The sequence below is a fragment of the Chryseobacterium sp. D764 genome, from assembly GCF_019317325.1.
Taxonomy (GTDB): domain Bacteria; phylum Bacteroidota; class Bacteroidia; order Flavobacteriales; family Weeksellaceae; genus Chryseobacterium.
The window spans coordinates 4,000,763-4,019,846 of sequence record NZ_CP079219.1 but is presented as its reverse complement, the minus strand read 5'-3'; the positions used below and the strand labels follow the sequence as shown (position 1 = coordinate 4,019,846).

The following is a 19,084-nucleotide window of genomic DNA, read 5'->3' as shown; positions in this document are numbered from 1 at the left end:
TATACAAAAATAGTGAATTTTATGGCATATCTGTATACATACAAACATTATACAATAAACAAATCTGAGGCAATTCCGTCTGCCATAAACCAATGCTTCTCAGGGATTTTTAAATGGTCATTCTCAATAATTAAAATACCTTCTTCTATTTTCGTTTTGATTTCAGTCTGAAAATGTTCCAGTAATCTATCTGAAAATTTATTTTTTAAACTCCTAAGATCTACACCCCAGATCGTACGCAGGCCAATCATGATCATTTCATTGAACTGATCTTCCTTAGAAAGAATTTCTTCCTCTTTGGCCAACAGTTTATCATTAAGCTTTTTAATGTATTGCTGATTATTAGCTACATTCCAGCTTCTGACATCAAATCCGTTATAAGAATGTGCCGAAGGTCCTATTCCCAGATATTCCTGATATTTCCAATAGGAAGAATTGTGACGGGAGTAGAATCCAGGCTTGGCAAAATTGGAAACTTCATAATGTTCAAAGCCATTATCTTTTAAAAAGTCAGACAGATAATAGAATTCTCTGTTCTGTTCTTCTTCTTTTGGACTTTTCACCTTTCCTTTTGAAATCCAGTTTTCCAAAGCTGTTTTGGGCTCTACTGTCAAAGCATAGGACGAAATATGAGGAACTTCCAATGCAATTGTTTTATTCAGATTTTCTTTCCAGATCTCAAGATTGGAGGTTGGTGAACCGTAGATCAAATCAATACTCAGGTTTTCAAAGCCAAAATCCTGTGCCCGTTTGATAGAACCTTCTGCCTCGGAAGCAGTATGGGCCCTATTCATTAATTTTAAATCTTCTTCAAAAAAACTTTGAGTACCAATAGACAGTCTGTTCACTGGTGTTCCGGCTAATTGTTTTAAAAAACTTTTATCCAGATCATCCGGATTGGCTTCCAGAGTAATTTCAATATCTTTTTCAAAACTGAAATACCGTAACGCTTCATCAATTAAGGAATTGATTTCATCTACGGATAGAATAGAGGGTGTTCCTCCGCCAAAATAAAGGGATTTCAGCGTTCTGTTCTGTAATTCATCTTTTCTGAGCAGCATTTCGGTTTTCATTGCACGAAGCATTTCATCTTTGAAATTCAGGGATGTTGAAAAATGAAAGTTACAATAACTACATTTTTGTTTACAGAACGGAATGTGAATATATATCATAAAAAAAGCTCTGAAATTTTTCAGAGCTCAAATTTATTTAAATTAAATTAATTAGTATCTAAATCCTCTAGCATTAATAAAGTTGTCAAAGTTATAACCCAGACCAATCATGAAGCTGTTTCCACCATAGCTTTGGATATCAGATATTCCAAGGTTATAAGTTGCTCCGATCATGAATTTGTTGAATCTCACTTTTACAATTGGAGAGATACTCAGGTTCTGATTGTCAAATCTGTTCTGAACCGTTCTGTAGCTTACCCCGAAAGAGAATGCGTTGATATCATTAGAGAATGTAGCCATAAGGTTCCAGTCTATCATTCTCGTTGAGTTTGTATTAAGGTTGATTAATGCTGATGGTGCTATTGTAATATTATCAGCAATGTTCCAGTTATATCCTAAGTTTAAGAAGAATTTAATTGGAGAAGGCTCGTAGTTGTTTACGATAGAAGCATCATTACTTAATGCAATATCATTTACGGAAACACCCCCGAATAGCCCTCTATAGGTAGCAGCCAAACCGAAGTTTGCATACACCATGAAGATATTACTTTCTTCACCTCTCAATAACGGGTCGCCTCCTTCTTCAGTATTAATTTTAGAATAATCAAAGTTCATGTTATAGAAGTTAACACTTGTACCGAAAGAGAACTGGTCTTTTCTGTCTCCTTCACTACTTAGAGGAATAAAATATGAAGCACCAGCTGTAATCCCTCCTGCAGAAATAGGTCCGTTGCTATCTCTGAACACAGAAATACCAGCACCTACTCTATCAAAGATATTCGCATTAATCCCGATTGACTGAACATTCGGAGAATTGTTGAACTTTGAAAATTGTTGTTGATAATTGGCGTTGAGCTGTACGTAATCTGTTTTTCCGTATTGAGCTGGGTTGAACAGGAACTCACCATCCAAAAGATATTGCTGATAGTATGGTAGTGATTCTTGTGCTTTGTATGCATTTGACAAAAGAGCTAAACATACGATAGCATATAGTTTTCTCATAACAAATCTTGATTTCAATTCAACAAATATAAAAAAATTCTCAATATATTTTTAGTTTTCTAAATAATTTCTCCATTTTTTTACGGCATCCGCCATATCTTTGGGCATTGGGCTCTCAAAATATAATTCCTTTTTAGTCGTTGGGTGTATAAATCCGAGGGTATGGGCATGAAGGGCATGTCGTGGCAAAATTTCAAAAACATTTTTAATGAATTGCTTATATTTTGGGAGATTTATCCCTCTTAGAGGCGTATGTCCTTCATATCTTTCGTCATTAAACAAAGTATGCCCGATATGTTTGAAATGCGCCCTGATCTGATGGGTTCTTCCCGTTTCAAGTTTACATTCTACCCATGTCATGTATTTGAATCTTTCAAGGACTTTATAATGGGTTACTGCGTGTTTTCCATGGCTGCCATCTTCATAGACAGACATCTGCATTCTGTTTTTAGGATGTCTTCCGATATGGCCTCTGATTGTACCTTCTTCATCCTGAGGATTCCCCCACACAAAAGCCCAGTACAGTCTTTTGGTAGTTCTGTTGAAGAATTGTTTTGCCAGAAAGCTCAATGCATACTCATTCTTGGCAATCACCAGCAGTCCAGAGGTATCTTTATCAATCCTGTGAACAAGCCCTACTCTGTCAAGATCAGACTTTACTCCATTCTTTTCAAAATGGAAAGCCAGCGCATTCACCAATGTTCCGTCCCAGTTTCCGAATCCCGGGTGTACAACCATTCCTGCTTCCTTATCTACTACCACAAGGTCATCATCTTCATAAATGATATTTACAGGGATATCCTGCGGAACAATGACATTCTCTCTTGGAGGATGGGTAAGCAGCACCGAAATCTGATCTCCCGGTTTCACACGGTAATTCTGTTTTACAGGAGTTCCGTTCACCACTACATTTCCGGCTCTGCAGGTCTGTGAAATTTTATTCCTTGAAGAATTCTGCCTATGGATCAAAAGGAACTTATCAATTCTTAATGGTTCCTGTTTACTGTCAACAGTGATATTAAGATGTTCATACAATCCTTTATTTTCCTCGTCAATATCGATGTTTTCAATACTGTTGGAATCTAATAATTCTTCATCTAAAAAATCGTCGTTATCTTCTGACATTGTTTTACTTTTTTTACACAAAAGGCCTCAACATTTTGCAGTTGAAGCCTGTATTTTTGATATTAATCTGATTTTATTCTACGACTACCTTCTTAGCTTTCGGCTTTTGAGCAGGCTGTTGTGTCGTTGTTGAAGCAGCCGGTTTAGCTGTATGTCCTGTAGCAGGAGCAGCAGTAGAAGTTTTAGGCTTCTCAGTTGCTGAAGTGACAGGTTTAGAAGTCGTTGTCTGTGTCTTAGGTGTCTCATTTTTTGGCACTTCAGGCTTTGGAGTTTCTCTTCTAGGTACCGGAGCAGGCACTACAGGAGCATCATAACTTGGTTCATTATGTACTTCTTCATATCGTACCGGAGGAAGTGAAGTATCTACCTTCATACGGTAAATAGAATTCAGCTGCTCTATTTTCGCTCTTAGCTCTGCCGGAGTTTTCTTACTGGCCCAAAGGTCAATCTGCATTCCCTGATCACGAACATCTCCTGAAGCAGGATCCTGATAATAAATAATATCCGATTCGTCTTTGCTTCCATCTTCATGCTCTACCAGTCCAACTTCAAACATACTTTTGGTAATAACAGCTCTCGCTTCTTTCACCGTAAGTCCTACTACATTTGGAATGGAAATGTTTCTCATAGGTCCTGAACCTACTACTACATCAATAATGGAGAATCTAGGTAAACGAGCACCCGGATTTACCGCATTTCCTTTATATAAAATTCTTAAAAGGGCATCCTTCTGAATACTCGGTTCATAAATGGTATCTCCAATCTTAAGACCCACCTGATCCAGTCTCTGGAATGCAAGGCCTGAATATTTATTGATAACATCCGGAACGGCAATCGGAGCCCATGTTCTCGGGTTTACTGTAAGGTGTACTGTTCTTCCGTCCTTTACACGGGAACCTGGTGCAGGATAAACCTGAAGAACCTGGAATGGTCTGAATTTAGGATTATAGTTGGCACTGTCTACTTCATATTCCAATCCTGTATCATCTAAAATTTTAACAGCGTCATGTATAGATTTATTTACAATATTAGGAACAGGTATTTCCTGACCATGATTTGTATGGTGTTCCAACCAGCGAAATGTGAGCCATACCAACCCTGCAAAAACACCGATGGCTATTACTAAATTCAGTAAAACTTTCCAATTGAAAAGTGATTTAAGCATACTTAAAAATACTTTAATTATAACCGCAAATATAGCTAATAATTTTAGAATGGACTTTTTATTTAACACAATTCATTTTTGATCTTAAAATTTGCGGATTTCCCATATTGCATTACATAAAATGTTTAAATTTGCCTTAATTGATACTATATGGTTATGAACAAAAAAAGTGTTGCCGTAGTAATGGGAGGCTATTCTGATGAATATGTCGTTTCTTTAAAAAGCGGACAATTGATTTATGATTCTTTAGACAGAAATCTCTATGATGTATATAAGGTAGTAGTCCTTAAAGATGAATGGTATTTTTTAGGAGAAAATGATAAAAAATACGAGATCAACAGAGGTGATTTTTCTGTAACTTTAGATAATGGGGAAACCTTAAAATTTGATGCCTGCTTCAATATCATCCACGGGACTCCGGGAGAAAACGGAATTCTTCAGGCATACTGGGATGCAATAGGTCAAAAATATACCGGATGTGATTTTTACCAGAGCGCTCTTACATTCAATAAGAAAGATACTCTTGCCGTATTATCAAAGTATGGAATTCCTTCCGCGAAAAGCATCTATTTAAGAAAAGGTGAAGAAATCAATGTAGATAAGATTGTATCAGAATTGAATCTACCGCTATTTGTAAAACCTAACCAGTCCGGATCTTCTCTGGGAATCACTAAAGTAAAAGAAAAATCTGAACTGATTGCCGCTACTGAAATCGCATTCAAAGAAGATAATGAAATCCTGATTGAAAGTTTCCTGGATGGAATGGAAGTTTCTGTAGGAGTTATTGATTTTAAAGGAGAAACCATTGTTCTGGGAATTACAGAAATTGTTCCTACCAACGAATTTTTCGATTATGAAGCAAAATATGAAGGTGCTTCTGAAGAAATTACACCAGCAAGAATTGATGATGAAACCACAAAAAGAGTGGAAGAAATTGCTAAAAGAGCATACAATTCATTAGGAATGAGTGGTTTCTCAAGAAGCGAATATATTTTAATGAATGGAATTCCTTATATGCTTGAAATGAATACCAATCCGGGATTCTCTCCTGCAAGTATTCTCCCACAACAGGCAAGACACTATGGAATTTCCATTATGGATCTTTGCGGAAATGAAGTTGAAAAAGCTTTAAATAAATAAAAAAGTTAGAAATTAAATGCTAGAAGCTAATTTAAAGTCTATAGCAGATAATTCACTAATCAAAATCATAACTCGTACAACATGAAAATTGCTGTTTTCCCAGGGTCATTTGACCCGATTACACTAGGACATTACGATATTATAGAAAGAGCGGCCCCATTATTTGATAAATTAATCATTGCCATAGGGCAGAATTCTCAGAAGAAATACATGTTCCCTCTTGAAAAAAGAATGGAATTTATCCAGAACTCCGTAGCAGAATTTCCCAATGTGGAAGTAGATTCGTTTGAAGGGTTAACGGTAGACTACTGTTTTGAAAAAAATGCTCAATACATTATAAGAGGGTTAAGAAATCCTGCCGATTTTGAGTTTGAAAAAGCAATTGCTCATACCAACAGAACATTAGCCCACAAAAAACTGGAAACTGTATTCTTACTGACCTCCTCAGGAAAATCTTTCATCAGCAGCAGCATCGTAAGGGAAATTATCACCCACGGCGGCGAATATGAGCTGATGGTTCCGGATTCGGTAAGAGTGGAGAAATAAACACAACAATATTTGATAAGCGATAAATGATAATTGATACAATGGCCAAGAATTTGCTTAAGCAAAAAATCATTCATCAATTATCATTTACCATTTATAATAGATATGCACGAACAGTTCAATTTTGCTATAGAAGTCCTGGGGACCATTGCTTTTTCCATGTCTGGAAGTTTTGCAGCCATGCAGAAACGGCTTGATCCGTTCGGAGTGCTTATTATTGCATTTGTAACTTCTGTGGGAGGCGGAACTGTAAGAGATCTTTTGCTTGATATTCCTGTATTTTGGATGCATGATATCCTGATGTGTACCCTTATCCTGGTGACCAGTATTTTCTCCATGATATTCAAATCTCTTGAGAAAAACTTTAAAGTAACCTTATTTATTTTCGACAGCTTTGGTCTTGGGTTATTTACCATTATCGGAGTTCAGAAAGGTTTAAATGCAGGTATACATCCTATGATCTGTATTGCATTAGGAACCATAACAGGTTGTTTCGGAGGGATTATCCGGGATATATTGCTCAACAGGATACCATTGATTTTCAGAAAGGAGATTTATGCTACCGCATGTATCGTGGGAGGAGCAGCATTTCTGCTGATGACCAAGTATACTCCACTCTCCTATACTTTTATACAGGTTTTCACCATTATCCTGATTGTTGCGATCCGAACTTTTGCTGTAAAATATCATTGGCAAATGCCTAAATTTTATGGTTATGATCAGAATTCGGAAATGTAAAACATATTTTTACCCATAAAAAAAGCACCTGAAACAGGTGCTTTTTATTTTTATATTTTCTAGCTAGAAGAATTTCCCTCTATTTCTCATATTAGGGTTGTGCATATGCTTCTGCATGGTTGGCATTTTCAGCTGATCTTTCATCATTTTGATCTGATCAGTCATCATTCCAGCACTGTCTAATCTTTTAGCTTCTTCCAATAGCTTCTGCCCTTCCTGCTTTCTTCCTTTAGAAATAGCGGCTGCTGCAAGATTTAAAGTAGCCATTGCTCTGTCATGTTTCATATTCAAACCATATTCCAAAGCTTTCTTCATGAAAGGCTCTACTTTTGCAGGGTGATCCTGAGCTTGTGTTAATCCTAATAAATAGTGAAAATATCCATATTGAGTTTTATGAAGCTGTCCTTTATAATCAGTTATTTTTGACAGCCACTCGCCGGCTTTTTCCATATTCTGTTTTCTCAGTTGCCAGAATGCCAACAGGATATATTCATTTTTAAAGAATAATAAGATCGGGGATGCTGCTAAAAGAAAAACAACAATACCCCATCCAAGATTTCTTGTGAAAATCATCAGATAAAGTCCTGCCAGGATAAGAACTGCTGCTATTGCAATTTTTATGTATTTATTCATTATTAAATTTTAGAAGTGCAAAGATAATAAATTTAAGGCTTAAAGTTCAAAAAGTCAATTGTGAATGGTCAATTCGCTGCGCTTGTTAATTTTTGTAAATGTGAAAATTCACGATTCACTGTGCGAAGCAAAAATTCACGATTCATTTATGCTTCTTTTTTTATTTTTTCAAACGTCTGGAAACAGAAATCATAGCTATTCTTTTCATCTTTATCATGACAGATTTCGTTTGTTTTTTTCCAGATCTTCGGATCTATCTTCGGAAAGAATGCATCAGCTTCAAGATCTGCCTTCACCAAAGTAACTTCAAGCCTGTCTACAACCTCCATAGTCTGTTCATAGATATTTCCTCCACCAATAACGAAAACTTCTTCATCAATCTTTTTAGCAAACTTCAATGCTTCCTTTATACTTCCTACAATAAGGATTCCTTCCTCAAACCAGTCTTTCTTTCTTGACACAACAATATTGGTACGGTTCGGAAGAGGTTTCCCAATACTTTCATATGTTTTTCTTCCCATTATAATCGGATGCCCTGAAGTAATATCTTTAAAATGTTTTAAATCTTTAGGAAGATGCCAAAGCAACTGATTATCAAAACCAATTTCATTTTTCTCTCCCATTGCCACCACTATTGTTGTCATTCAAATAATTTTTTACAAAATTAGCACATAATTTGTATATTTGGTTAGCACAAAAAATTTAAAAAAATAAACTATGAAAAATAAAGGATGTCTGGGCGCTGGAACAATTGGTATCGCCCTCCTTATCATTGTTGCTGTTCTATTCTTTTGGGGAAAAAGCGGATATAATAATTTCGTAACCAAAGAACAGACGGTCAACACAAAATGGTCAAACGTAGAAACTGTGTATCAGAAAAGAGCGAACCTTATTCCTAACCTGGAAAGAACGGTAAAATCGTATTCAAAATTTGAGCAGGAAACTTTAACGCAGGTTGTAGAAGCACGTTCTAAAGCTACTTCTATCAACATTGACCCTACAAACATGACTGAGGCTGATATTGCTAAATTTCAGGCAGCACAAGGTGAGTTATCAGGAGCATTGAGCCGATTGATGGCCGTAGTAGAGTCGTATCCTAACTTAAAAGCAGACCAGCAGTATATCAACTTCCAAAGAGAATATACCGCTATTGAAAACAGCATCAGAACAGAAACTGTTTATTACAACGAAGCTGCACAGGATTACAACACTTCTATCAAGACTTTCCCAAATAATATTTTGGCGAATTTCACCAACTTTAAAGAAAAACCTTATTTCAAAGCTGAAGCAGGAGCTCAGAAAGCCCCTGAAGTATTCAAATAAATAATGGGTAATTTCCTAACAAATCAACAGATCGCTTCCCTAGTGGAAGCGATTCAGTCTGCGGAAGATCATTCTACAGGAGAGATCCGGGTACATATTGATTCCAATACAGATAATCGGGATGCTAAAACAGCATTTGAGGTTTTCAAAAAACTCGATATGGACAAAACCGCTGAAAGGAATGCTGTTCTTTTCCATGTCAATTTCGAACAAAAATATCTGACCATCATTGGAGATATCGGAATCCATGAAAAGGTAAAACAATCTTACTGGGATCATCTTCACGACTATATTACTGCTGAATTTGCCAAAGGACATTATTACCAGGCTCTGAAAAGTGCCATCCTGGAAACAGGACTTGAACTCAAAAAATATTTTCCTGTTGAAGGAGAAAATCCAAACCAACTCTCAAATGAAATTACGTTCTCTTAAAATAGTATTTTCATTTTTATTGCTTTGCTTTTACACTTTTGTATCAGCACAATACACTATTCCTGAAAAACCGGCCGTTCTTTATCCTGTTTTTGATGAAGCCAATCTGCTTTCTCAACAGGAAAAAGATGCCCTGAATAATAAGCTGATCAAGTTTGCAGATACTACCTCAACGGAAATTGAAGTAGTGATCATACGCTCTACCAAAGGAGAAGATGTCAACTTTCTGGCAACCATGTTTGGGCAGAAATGGAAAATCGGAAAAAAAGGAGTAGATAACGGCGTCGTTTTCCTTATTGCAACAGAAGACAGAACAATGTCTATCCAACAGGGACGTGCCGTAGAACAATACCTTACCGCATCAGTAGCAGGACAGATCTTAGATTATATTGTAACACCCAACTTCAAAAAGGGTCTTTGGTATGAAGGGATCAATGGAGGAACCTCAGCCATTATGGAGGCTGTTCAGGGCAAATTCAAACCTGTAGCAATAACGGCTCCTTCCGGTAATGGAAGCGCTTTTAAAGTTCTTATTATCGCTTTTATTATTTTCATCATTATTGCTATACTTTTCGGTAACAGAGGAGGCGGACGTGGTGGAAATAATGACGATGACGATGATGTGATCATTACAAGAAAAGGACGCAGAAATTATCCAGGTGGTTTCTTCCCATTCCCTGGCAGTTTTGGAGGTGGCGGATTTGGTGGTGGAAGTTCCGGCGGTGGTGGCGGCGGATTTGGAGGCTTCGGCGGTGGCGGAAGTTTCGGAGGCGGTGGTGCATCCGGCGGATGGTAAATCAGTCAATCATTTTCAAAATATATAAACAGATCAGGTCATCACGACCTGATTTTTTATTTAAAAACCGAAAATATCATCAATTCTTTACCTTTTCTTAATGTTAAATTGATTTTTTCATATTAAAAAATTAACAAAACCACATAAAAACTATCTTTTATTTAATATTTTTTCGCTATATTTACTGAAAACAGGATTATGAAGAAGACGCTGGTAGTATTTGCACACCCTTATCTGGAGCACTCCAATTCGAATGTAGAGCTCATCAATTTCTACGTTCGCCACCAGCATTATACCCTAAGAGATCTTTATGAAGAATATCCTGATTTTCATATTGCAGCCTTCAGAGAAAGAAAACGCCTTAAAAATTATGAACGCTTTGTCTTCCAGTTTCCTTTAATATGGTTTGGAATGCCTCCTCTTCTCAGATTATGGATTGATGAAGTTTTCGACAGAGACTGGCTTAAAGAAGGCGAACACAATCCTCTGGAAGGAAAAGAAGTCTATATTCTGATAACCACCGGGGGAAAAGAAAGATCTTTCAGCAAAACCGGCACTTATCAATATACAATCGATGAGTTGATCAGCGGACTCATTGTTTCCTTAAAAGTTTTCAAAGCAGATATCAAACATATCAAGATCGTATACGAAGCCAATAAGCTGTCTAAAAAAGAAATTATCCTGCATAAAAAAGAATTTACAGAACTCCTCAATCAATAATTTATGGAATCCAGCTTAGCGATGAACACATTAATTTTCCTGGGTGTAGCCATTATCATGGTTCCATTGGCCAGGAAATTAGGGTTGAGTTCTGTAATCGGTTATATTTTAGGAGGAATCATTATCGGTCCATATGTACTCAGGCTTACAGGAAAAAATGTGGATGACATCATGCATGCCAGCGAATTTGGAGTCATTATGCTTTTATTCCTGGTAGGTTTGGAACTGGAGCCGCGGAAATTCTGGGAAATGCGAAAAAAAATAATGGGACTGGGACTTTCTCAGATGGCACTTACTATTTTATTGCTTTTTTTAGTGTTCATCAGTGTAGGCTGGAGAGTAGATAAAGCAATTACCATTGCCATGTGTTTTGCATTATCTTCTACGGCAATTGTTCTGCAGACTTTACAGGAAAAAAACAATCTCAAGACCACAGCTGGAGAAGCCTCATTCTCTACCTTACTTTTTCAGGATATTTCTGTGATTCCTATTCTGGCAATACTCCCTCTTGTAGCTAATTATAAAGCCAAGCATCATGATAATGAAATTCAGATTCTGATCCAAAAGCTGCCGGAATGGCTGCAGGCCAGTACTGTAATTTTTGGAGTAGCTCTGCTTATTTTATTGGGCAGATATGTCTTTGTTCCTTTTTTACGCTATGTTTCAAAATCGGGAATGACAGAACTGCTGACTGCCTCCTCCCTGTTCCTGGTTATTGGTGTTTCCGAATTGATGGTTGTCATCGGACTTTCTCCTGCATTGGGTGCTTTCCTTGCCGGGGTAATGCTTGCCAACAGTGAGTTTCGTCATGAGCTGGAAGCGCAGATCAATCCTTTCAAAGGACTGCTGTTAGCCGTTTTCTTCGTTAGCGTTGGATCAACCATTAACTTTAATATTATCCAGAAAGACCCTTTATTTATCTTTAGCACTGTATTTGCTGTGCTGGCTGTAAAATTTGTTGTTTTATATACTATCGGAAAGTTTTTCAGGATAGATACTCCTCAAAGTTTTTTTTATGCATTTGCACTATCCCAGGTGGGAGAATTTGCATTTGTACTCCTCAATTATGCCTCGGATCTTTATCTGTTAGGTCCTGAAATGAACGCTCAAATGATGGCTGTTACTGCAATTACCATGTGTATTACTCCCATTCTTTTGATCATTAATGACAAGTTTATTACTCCGAAATTCATTAAAGAAATTCCCGAAGAAGAAAATGATTACAACATTCTCGACAATGATATAATTCAAAAGAAAATTATCATTGTAGGTTTTGGACATTTCGGAAGTACTGTGGGACGTCTTTTAAAGGCTAATAAAATATCAGCTACTGTTTTGGACCGTGATTCTGATCGTGTAAAACTGCTCAGAAGTTATGGTTTTAAAGTATATTATGGTGACGCTACCAGAATACCCATTTTGCGGGCTGCCGGAATTGAAGATGCTGAAATTTTGGTTTTATGTCTGGATGATCCGGATGATAATAAATTCATTGCAGAACTTGTCCGTGAGCATTATCCTAGTGTTAAAATTTTTGTGCGGGCAAAAAACAGAATTGACGCCTATGAATATCTTAACAGTGGAGTCAATCATATTTACCGTGAAACATTAGGAACAGCCGTTGATATGGCCGTTGATGTACTTCATGAAACAGGAATGAGAAAATATGCAGCGAGACGTATGGGGCAAAGGTTTATGGCTATTGATAAGGCATCCATCAGAAAACTTGCCAAAATGAAGGAAAATGATGATGACATTACGCTGTTTACTACAAAAGAAATCCTCCAGCGAGAGGAGGAATTATTAGCCTACGACAATCTTAATTTTGATAATAAAAATTGGGAAGGATCCTCATCCACCGATGAAGAAGATGAGGATGAATCCCAGGATTAGTTTATTGGATGTTTACGCTGCCACCGCTGCTTTCATCCTTAATCACATTCTTAAGCTCGCCTTTTTTAGAAATATCCACACTTCCACCGGATGAAGCACCTGCCTTCACACTGGAAACAGCACTGATATGAATACTTGCCCCACTGGATGCATCTGCTTCTACATCATCAACGATAACTCCTTTAGCAGAAACACTACTGCCTGAAGATGCACTGATATCCGCTTTTTTTGCTTTTCCTGAAATATCAAGAGTAGATCCTGATGAAGATTCAATATCAAGGTTAACAGCCCATATTTTACCATCATAGCTGCTGCTGCTGCTTATGTTAATATCCATATCGTTAGCTTCCAGATCTCCGGAAATACTGCCTGCACTTGATGCTTCAACATCTGTTTTCTCCTGGGTAAATTTATCTTTTATGATAATTCTTGCAGCTGAATCAGCAAGAAGTTTATTAAAGTCTTTTGTATAAATTTTAGCAGTCACTTTGCTGATATTCATCACTCTGATACCAGGTTTATAATGAATGTGCAACTTTCCGCCATCATTATCTACAAGAATTTCATTGATGATACTTTGAGGTGCTGAGATTTCTACTTTTTCTGTTTCAGATTTTATGATTTCAGCTTCTATCGCCTGGGAAACCTGAATTTCATCAAAATCTCCGTTAAATTCTTTATGCTGTATCGGACCACTTTCTTTGTTCACGACTTTCTCTACCCAGTTACTTCTGTCATCATCTCTATCTCTGTTTCTGTTCTCATGTTTATCATTACATGAGGCTAATGCCGCTAAGGCTGAAAAAATAAATAAAGTCTTTGTTTTCATGCTTATTTCTTTTGTCGATTATTTTTGTTGATTTCTTTAATTAAATAACAACTAATTTATAAAAAATATTACATTACATTTAAAAATACTGCAATTACCTGCAATCCAGATTTTTTCAGAAAGAACTTGATGTGCCCTGAAATGCCTAACGTATTCATTTTAAAATCACTCACAAAACGGCTTCAGTAAATACCTCTGCCAAAATTGATCCTATGATACAAGTTTTTAATATCTTTATGCTTTAATAACAACTATATTTATGAAGAATATTTCATCGGTATTATTAATTTCTGCCTTGGCGTTCAATCAATCTTGTACTACAATGAAACAGACCGATATTCAACAGGAGCTACCCGCACCTGATCCCTCTTTATCTTCTAATCCTTTTATGAAGAAAAGCAAGCTTCAATACGAAGCTCCGGAGTTTGACAAAATCAAAAATGAGCACTTCAAACCTGCTTTTGAATATGGTTTGAAGCAGCATGAAGCTGAAATTGTAAAAATTGCCAACAATCCGGCTGCTCCTACTTTTGAAAATACAATCGTTGCATTGGAAAAAAGTGGTGAAGTATTGAGAAGAGCACAAATTGTATTCTCAAATCTTACAGGTGCAAATACTAACCCTACTTTGCAGGCTTTAGACGAAGAATATGCACCTATTTTTGCAGCCCATTCTGATAAACTGTACCTGAATGAAAATCTTTATAAAAGAATACAGTCCATCAAAGAAGATGGTCTAGATTCTGAAAGCAAAAGACTGGTACAATATTATAAGCAGAATTTTGAAATTGCAGGGGCAAATCTTTCTGCAGCTGATAAAGAAAAGCTAAAACAGCTCAATCAGGAACTGGCTTCTCTTTCTACACAATATTCTAATAAATTATTGGAAGCAAGAAAGCAGGGAGGTGTATTTTTCTCTGATGCAAAAGAACTGGACGGACTTTCTGCTGATGAAATTGCAGCGGCAGCAGCTGATGCAAAAACGGCAGGACAGCCTGGAAAATATCTTCTGGCTTTACAAAATACAACACAGCAGCCCCTTTTACAAAATTTAAAAAACAGAACTACCAGAGAAAAGCTGTTCAAAGCTTCATGGACTAGAGCTGAAAAAGGAGATGCTAACGATACAAGATCAACAATTGAAAAACTTGCTAAACTGAGATTGAAAAAAGCTCAGATTTTAGGCAAGAAAAACTTTGCTGAATGGAAACTTCAGGACCAGATGGCAAAAACACCTGAAGCTGCTACTAATTTGATGAACCAGATTGCTACTCCCGCAGTGGAAACAGCAAGACGTGAAGCAAAAGATATTCAGGATCTTATTGATCAGCAAAAAGGAGGCTTCAAAGTAGAGCCTTGGGATTGGAATTTCTATGCTGAACAGGTAAGAAAAGCTAAGTTTGATCTTGATGAAAGTGAAATAAAACCTTACTTTGAAATCACAACGGTTCTTGAAAAAGGAGTTTTCTTCGCTGCTGAAAAATTCTACGGACTGACTTTCAAAAAGAGAACAGATCTTCCGGTTTATCACCCTGATGTAGTAACCTACGAAGTTTTTGATCATGATGGAAAATCTATCGCCATCTACTATCTGGATTTCTACACAAGAGATTCTAAAAACGGTGGAGCTTGGATGAGTAATTTTGTTGAACAGTCTTATTTATTAGGAACAAAACCTGTAATCGTTAACTGTTATAACTATCAGAAACCGGCTCCGGGAAAACCTTCATTAATCAGTTATGATGATGTTTCAACGATCTTCCATGAATTTGGTCACTCTATTCACGGAATGTTTGCAAGCCAGAAATACCCTTCTCTTTCAGGAACAAATGTACCAAGAGACTTTGTAGAATTCCCTTCTCAGATCAATGAGCACTGGGCTTTAGATCCTATTGTTCTAAAGAATTATGCTGTACATTATGAGACTAAGCAACCTATTCCACAGGCTTTGGTAGACAAAATCAAAAAGGCATCTACTTTTAATCAGGGATACATGACTACTGAATTGGTTTCTGCTGCTGAACTTGATATGGATTGGCATACAGTAAGCAACGACAGCCAGTTTATTCCTGTTTTAGATTTTGAAAAGCAGTCTTTGGCCAGCCATGGATTCAATTTGGCAACGGTTCCGCCAAGATACCATACTCCTTATTTTGCACACATCTGGGGAGGTGGATATTCTGCAGGATACTATGCTTATTTATGGTCTGAAACGTTGGATAATGATGCATGGGAATGGATCAGTAAAAACGGTGGGTTAACCAGAGAAAATGGTGACCGATTCAGAAAATATATTCTTTCCGTAGGAAATTCTGTAGATCTGAATCAGGCATTCAGAGACTTTACAGGACACGATCCGGATATCAAACCATTATTAAGAAACAGAGGATTTATAAAATAATCTATGATACTCAATACAGGTATAAAAGTATTGTCCTCATTAATCATTCTGACTTGCTTTTCATTAAAAAACAAAGGATTTGAAAGCAGGTCAGAATCTTTATTTCAAAAACAATCTGATACAACAATCTCTAAGGAATTAGAGGAATACATTAAAGAAGAGAGAAAGTATCTGGATTCACAATGTATTGCTGAAACCGCAAGAGCACAAGCAGACATTAAAAAAGGCAAGCTTGTTTATTTTCATTACTTCGGAATGGTAGAAAGCTACAGAAGCAATGCTGAAATGGATGTTCTTTTGAAACAAAAGAATATCGATGTTGGAAGTGCCCTGTACTACTGCACGGTTCCTCTGGAGCTGCAAAATTGTTATGAAGATGCAATGTCAAAGGAAATTGACAGAAAGTTTGGCCCAAAGTTCATCGATTCTTTGAGACATATCGCAGACGTACAATATGTTAAAAAAAACATTGACAAAGTCTATGATTTTGAAGAATGTGATACCATTTCAAGGTATCCGGGCAGCAAATCTTACGGAGACTTTTTTAAAGATTATGAAAAAGACTTTTGGAAAAATGTGCACTATCCCGATGAATTTGAATACCGGCAAGACAAAGACTTTTATTCTTCTATTTCTGCGAAATTTACCCTACACAAAAACGGAACGGTCTCAGATATAGATATTGATCTTACCTTCCAAAATAAAAAAAATTATAAGTACTCATCCTACTTTATCAACGAAATAAAAAAGTTTATAAAAAAAACAAAATGGGTTCCTGCCAAAACTATGGGAATAACAGTAAACAGCAGGGTTCCTCTCACATTATTTTTTAAATAACCATGAAAAAAATCATTACGGCAACATTATTAGTTGTCTTTGGGGCAATGTATGCTCAAAAAGGCCATGCAAAACCACAAGCCAATAAAATAGATCCCCAACTTGTGGGTCTGTGGAAAGGAAGCGAGAAAGACCAGCAGGTAGAAGGTATGGAAAAGCGCTGGGTAATGGAAAGAAAAGCAGACGGCACTTTTATGCTTATTTTCACCGCTATCCAGAATTGCGACGTCAGACAAGTTATCGAAAGAGGGCAATGGTGGATTGAAAAAGGAGAATTTCATGAACTTCATTTTAACTCAGGGAAAACGGATATTTATACATACAAGGTTTTAGATCCATCCCATGTAAAATTTAATTCAAAAGAGCAGGCTCTGGATATGGCCACTGAAAATTACAGCTTTGTAGATACTAAAATTGACGAAGACAATCAGTAAAAGATAACGGGAAGCATTCTTTAAGAGTGCTTCTTTTTATTTATAATTCATTTCTATTGATATTCATTATTTTTGCAGTTCAACATTTAAAATACACTATATGGACTGTCCCTGCTGTTCAGGAAAATCATACAAAGAATGCTGCAAGCCTTATCATACCGGAGAAAAACATGCTCCTACTGCCGAAGCTCTGATGCGTTCAAGGTTCTCTGCTTTTGCCATCCCGAATGGTGAATATCTGATGGAGACTACCCTTCCGGGAAAAAGAAAATACCACAATAAGAAAGATCTTCAGGAATGGGGAGAAATCAACCAATGGACAAAACTGGAAATCATCCGTACTCCTGCTTTAAACCAGGTAGAGTTTAAGGCTTATTATACAGACCAGAACGGACATCCACAGCTTCATCATGAGTTTTCGCTTTTTCAGAAAATGCACGAACGCTGGTATTATGTTTCAGGAGAATTTTTGGATGAGTGATAGAGCCTGATTTGTTGGTAACAATTTAATGTAGAATAATTCTTTGCGTATAGAATCCCCAATATTACGCACCAATAATAAAAATCCCCACAGATAGTTTTGTGGGGATTTTTTTATCTTTTATCCAAAAAATATTGGATAAATATTCATAAAATGTCCGAAAAAACCGGACATTTATATTATTTTTTAGTGAGCTTCGTTTCCGTCAATTCCGTGAGCATGACCATGAGTCAATTCTTCTTCTGTTGCTGGACGTGTGTTCAAAATTTCTACGTCGAAATCTAACACTTTTCCTGCCATTGGGTGGTTAAGGTCTGCTACTACAGCTTCTGGTGTTACTTCTACCACAAAAGCCTGGAAATTATTCCCTTGGTTATCAGACAAAGGTAAAATAGCTCCGATAGGTGGAGTTCCTGATTCTTTAAACATCTCAATCGGCAATTGAGCGATAGCGTCTGGCTGTCTTTCACCATAAGCTTCTTCAGGCTGAATAACAAAAGCAGCTTTATCACCAACTTTTAAACCTAAGATATTTTCTTCAAACTTTGGAATCATCATTCCTACACCGTACAAAAATGTAAGTGGATTTTCTGCTGTTGTTTCTTCTACAAGAACTTTAGTTCCGTCCGCTTCGATAGTGTGAAGGATGTAACGTACAGCTACAACGTGATTGTTTTCAATTGTCATATTTTTTCTTTTTTTCGTGATTTCGTTTCACGATTAATGTTACAAATATACTATTTTTTGAAATGATTCAATGAGCCTGGAAGCCAGGAGATGGAAGAAGGAAACTATGAAAGGCATAAAGAAAATATATCTTCCTTTTACTTTATATTAATTCCATAATAGCTTCAATAACTTCCAGCCTTTATTTTTTTCTGGTCTCATCTCTTTTTTTCTGTCTCAGCATAAAAAGATACAGACTTTCCACTTTTGTTCTTGCCCAAGGTGTTTTCCTTAGAAACTTCAGAGACGAGTTGATGCTTGGGTTATCTGTAAAACATTTAATATTGATCTGCTCACCCAATTTCTCAAATCCTTTGTAGTACTCTACCAGTTCTTCAAGAATAGCATCAAGCCTTTTTCCATGTAAAGGATCTTTTGATTTTTCTTCCATAACGCAGTAAAATTAAAACATTTTATCAGACCTGGCCACTAAAATTGTTTAAACTCTTAATCTTTAGTATTTTTGATGAAGCTATTTCTTACCCATAAAAATTATTCGTTACCAACCAATATGAGCAAAAACAACGAAGCAAACAGGAAAAAAAATAAAAAGCAAATTGATCAGAAAAAACGGAAAATACAAAATGCAGAAGCAGAAAGGAAAACACGTTTAAAGCAAATCCGGGAAGACTTCAAAGCAAAAGAATCTGATAATCAACTATAAAAATGGTTTATTACTCAACTTACTTTA

The 19,084-nt window shown here is 36.6% G+C and carries 22 protein-coding genes; 13 read left to right on the top strand and 9 right to left on the bottom strand.

Features of this window, described 5'->3' with window-relative positions:
- Positions 1 to 47: 47 nt before the first annotated feature.
- The 4 genes from hemW to KYG33_RS18270 form a co-directional block, all read right to left on the bottom strand.
- Entirely contained in the window at positions 48 to 1,172 is a 1,125-nt protein-coding gene (gene hemW / locus KYG33_RS18285; RefSeq protein WP_077413834.1) for a radical SAM family heme chaperone HemW, read from the bottom strand.
- Positions 1,173 to 1,223: 51 nt separating this feature from the next.
- Positions 1,224 to 2,174: a PorP/SprF family type IX secretion system membrane protein gene (locus KYG33_RS18280; protein ID WP_047377725.1), complete on the bottom strand. Its 951-nt coding sequence runs from the start codon at positions 2,172 to 2,174 to the stop codon at positions 1,224 to 1,226.
- A gap of 51 nt (positions 2,175 to 2,225) precedes the next feature.
- Positions 2,226 to 3,299: an RluA family pseudouridine synthase gene (locus KYG33_RS18275; protein ID WP_180565136.1), complete on the bottom strand. Its 1,074-nt coding sequence runs from the start codon at positions 3,297 to 3,299 to the stop codon at positions 2,226 to 2,228.
- Positions 3,300 to 3,372: 73 nt separating this feature from the next.
- Positions 3,373 to 4,464: a PASTA domain-containing protein gene (locus KYG33_RS18270; protein WP_077413833.1), complete on the bottom strand. Its 1,092-nt coding sequence runs from the start codon at positions 4,462 to 4,464 to the stop codon at positions 3,373 to 3,375.
- Positions 4,465 to 4,620: 156 nt separating this feature from the next.
- On the opposite strand from KYG33_RS18270, the gene KYG33_RS18265 reads away from it, so the two are divergent.
- The 3 genes from KYG33_RS18265 to KYG33_RS18255 all read left to right on the top strand — a co-directional run bounded on the left by KYG33_RS18265 (position 4,621) and on the right by KYG33_RS18255 (position 6,888).
- Positions 4,621 to 5,604 carry a D-alanine--D-alanine ligase gene (locus KYG33_RS18265; protein ID WP_219072180.1) on the top strand — a complete coding sequence of 328 codons (984 nt, stop codon included), beginning with the start codon at positions 4,621 to 4,623 and terminating at the stop codon, positions 5,602 to 5,604.
- An 81-nt stretch (positions 5,605 to 5,685) separates the two neighbouring features.
- Positions 5,686 to 6,150, top strand: coding sequence for a pantetheine-phosphate adenylyltransferase (gene coaD, locus KYG33_RS18260; RefSeq protein ID WP_076356137.1), 465 nt, complete (start codon positions 5,686 to 5,688; stop codon positions 6,148 to 6,150).
- A gap of 105 nt (positions 6,151 to 6,255) precedes the next feature.
- Entirely contained in the window at positions 6,256 to 6,888 is a 633-nt protein-coding gene (locus tag KYG33_RS18255; protein WP_077413832.1) for a trimeric intracellular cation channel family protein, read from the top strand.
- A gap of 63 nt (positions 6,889 to 6,951) precedes the next feature.
- Here the strand turns inward: KYG33_RS18255 and KYG33_RS18250 are convergent, their stop codons facing one another.
- Both KYG33_RS18250 and KYG33_RS18245 read right to left on the bottom strand, forming a co-directional pair.
- On the bottom strand, positions 6,952 to 7,521 hold the full coding sequence (locus KYG33_RS18250; protein ID WP_047382084.1) for a hypothetical protein: 570 nt from the start codon (positions 7,519 to 7,521) through the stop codon (positions 6,952 to 6,954).
- 146 nt (positions 7,522 to 7,667) lie between these two features.
- Positions 7,668 to 8,165: a dihydrofolate reductase gene (locus tag KYG33_RS18245; protein WP_219072179.1), complete on the bottom strand. Its 498-nt coding sequence runs from the start codon at positions 8,163 to 8,165 to the stop codon at positions 7,668 to 7,670.
- 73 nt (positions 8,166 to 8,238) lie between these two features.
- Here KYG33_RS18245 and KYG33_RS18240 point away from each other — a divergent pair, with 73 nt between their 5' ends.
- The 5 genes from KYG33_RS18240 (at position 8,239) to KYG33_RS18220 (ending at position 12,685) form a co-directional block, all read left to right on the top strand.
- Entirely contained in the window at positions 8,239 to 8,844 is a 606-nt protein-coding gene (locus KYG33_RS18240) for a LemA family protein (RefSeq protein ID WP_077413830.1), read from the top strand.
- 3 nt (positions 8,845 to 8,847) lie between these two features.
- Entirely contained in the window at positions 8,848 to 9,276 is a 429-nt protein-coding gene (locus tag KYG33_RS18235) for a TPM domain-containing protein (protein ID WP_175627188.1), read from the top strand.
- Positions 9,257 to 10,072: a TPM domain-containing protein gene (locus KYG33_RS18230; protein ID WP_219072178.1), complete on the top strand. Its 816-nt coding sequence runs from the start codon at positions 9,257 to 9,259 to the stop codon at positions 10,070 to 10,072. Before KYG33_RS18235 ends, KYG33_RS18230 begins: the two co-directional genes overlap by 20 nt.
- A gap of 198 nt (positions 10,073 to 10,270) precedes the next feature.
- Positions 10,271 to 10,792 carry an NAD(P)H-dependent oxidoreductase gene (locus tag KYG33_RS18225; RefSeq protein ID WP_077413827.1) on the top strand — a complete coding sequence of 174 codons (522 nt, stop codon included), beginning with the start codon at positions 10,271 to 10,273 and terminating at the stop codon, positions 10,790 to 10,792.
- A 3-nt stretch (positions 10,793 to 10,795) separates the two neighbouring features.
- Entirely contained in the window at positions 10,796 to 12,685 is a 1,890-nt protein-coding gene (locus KYG33_RS18220) for a monovalent cation:proton antiporter-2 (CPA2) family protein (protein ID WP_077413826.1), read from the top strand.
- Position 12,686: 1 nt separating this feature from the next.
- Here KYG33_RS18220 and KYG33_RS18215 read toward each other — a convergent pair whose 3' ends face one another.
- Positions 12,687 to 13,514: a GIN domain-containing protein gene (locus KYG33_RS18215; protein WP_077413825.1), complete on the bottom strand. Its 828-nt coding sequence runs from the start codon at positions 13,512 to 13,514 to the stop codon at positions 12,687 to 12,689.
- A 259-nt stretch (positions 13,515 to 13,773) separates the two neighbouring features.
- On the opposite strand from KYG33_RS18215, the gene KYG33_RS18210 reads away from it, so the two are divergent.
- From KYG33_RS18210 to KYG33_RS18195, 4 genes are all read left to right on the top strand, one after another.
- Positions 13,774 to 15,915: a M3 family metallopeptidase gene (locus KYG33_RS18210; protein WP_219072177.1), complete on the top strand. Its 2,142-nt coding sequence runs from the start codon at positions 13,774 to 13,776 to the stop codon at positions 15,913 to 15,915.
- A gap of 3 nt (positions 15,916 to 15,918) precedes the next feature.
- Positions 15,919 to 16,752 (top strand): hypothetical protein, encoded by an 834-nt coding sequence (locus tag KYG33_RS18205; RefSeq protein WP_180565131.1) that lies wholly within the window; start codon positions 15,919 to 15,921, stop codon positions 16,750 to 16,752.
- Between the two features lie 2 nt (positions 16,753 to 16,754).
- On the top strand, positions 16,755 to 17,186 hold the full coding sequence (locus tag KYG33_RS18200; RefSeq protein WP_077413823.1) for a hypothetical protein: 432 nt from the start codon (positions 16,755 to 16,757) through the stop codon (positions 17,184 to 17,186).
- A gap of 100 nt (positions 17,187 to 17,286) precedes the next feature.
- Positions 17,287 to 17,667, top strand: coding sequence for a YchJ family protein (locus tag KYG33_RS18195; RefSeq protein ID WP_219072176.1), 381 nt, complete (start codon positions 17,287 to 17,289; stop codon positions 17,665 to 17,667).
- A 186-nt stretch (positions 17,668 to 17,853) separates the two neighbouring features.
- On the opposite strand, the gene KYG33_RS18190 is transcribed toward KYG33_RS18195, so the two are convergent.
- Both KYG33_RS18190 and KYG33_RS18185 read right to left on the bottom strand, forming a co-directional pair.
- Positions 17,854 to 18,354, bottom strand: coding sequence for a peptidylprolyl isomerase (locus KYG33_RS18190; RefSeq protein WP_219072175.1), 501 nt, complete (start codon positions 18,352 to 18,354; stop codon positions 17,854 to 17,856).
- Between the two features lie 181 nt (positions 18,355 to 18,535).
- Positions 18,536 to 18,784: a VF530 family DNA-binding protein gene (locus KYG33_RS18185; RefSeq protein WP_077413820.1), complete on the bottom strand. Its 249-nt coding sequence runs from the start codon at positions 18,782 to 18,784 to the stop codon at positions 18,536 to 18,538.
- A gap of 75 nt (positions 18,785 to 18,859) precedes the next feature.
- Between KYG33_RS18185 and KYG33_RS18180 the strand changes: the two genes are divergently transcribed.
- A complete protein-coding gene (locus tag KYG33_RS18180) occupies positions 18,860 to 19,057 on the top strand; it encodes a hypothetical protein (RefSeq protein ID WP_077413819.1) in 198 nt (65 codons plus the stop codon).
- The last annotated feature ends 27 nt before the right edge of the window (positions 19,058 to 19,084 follow it).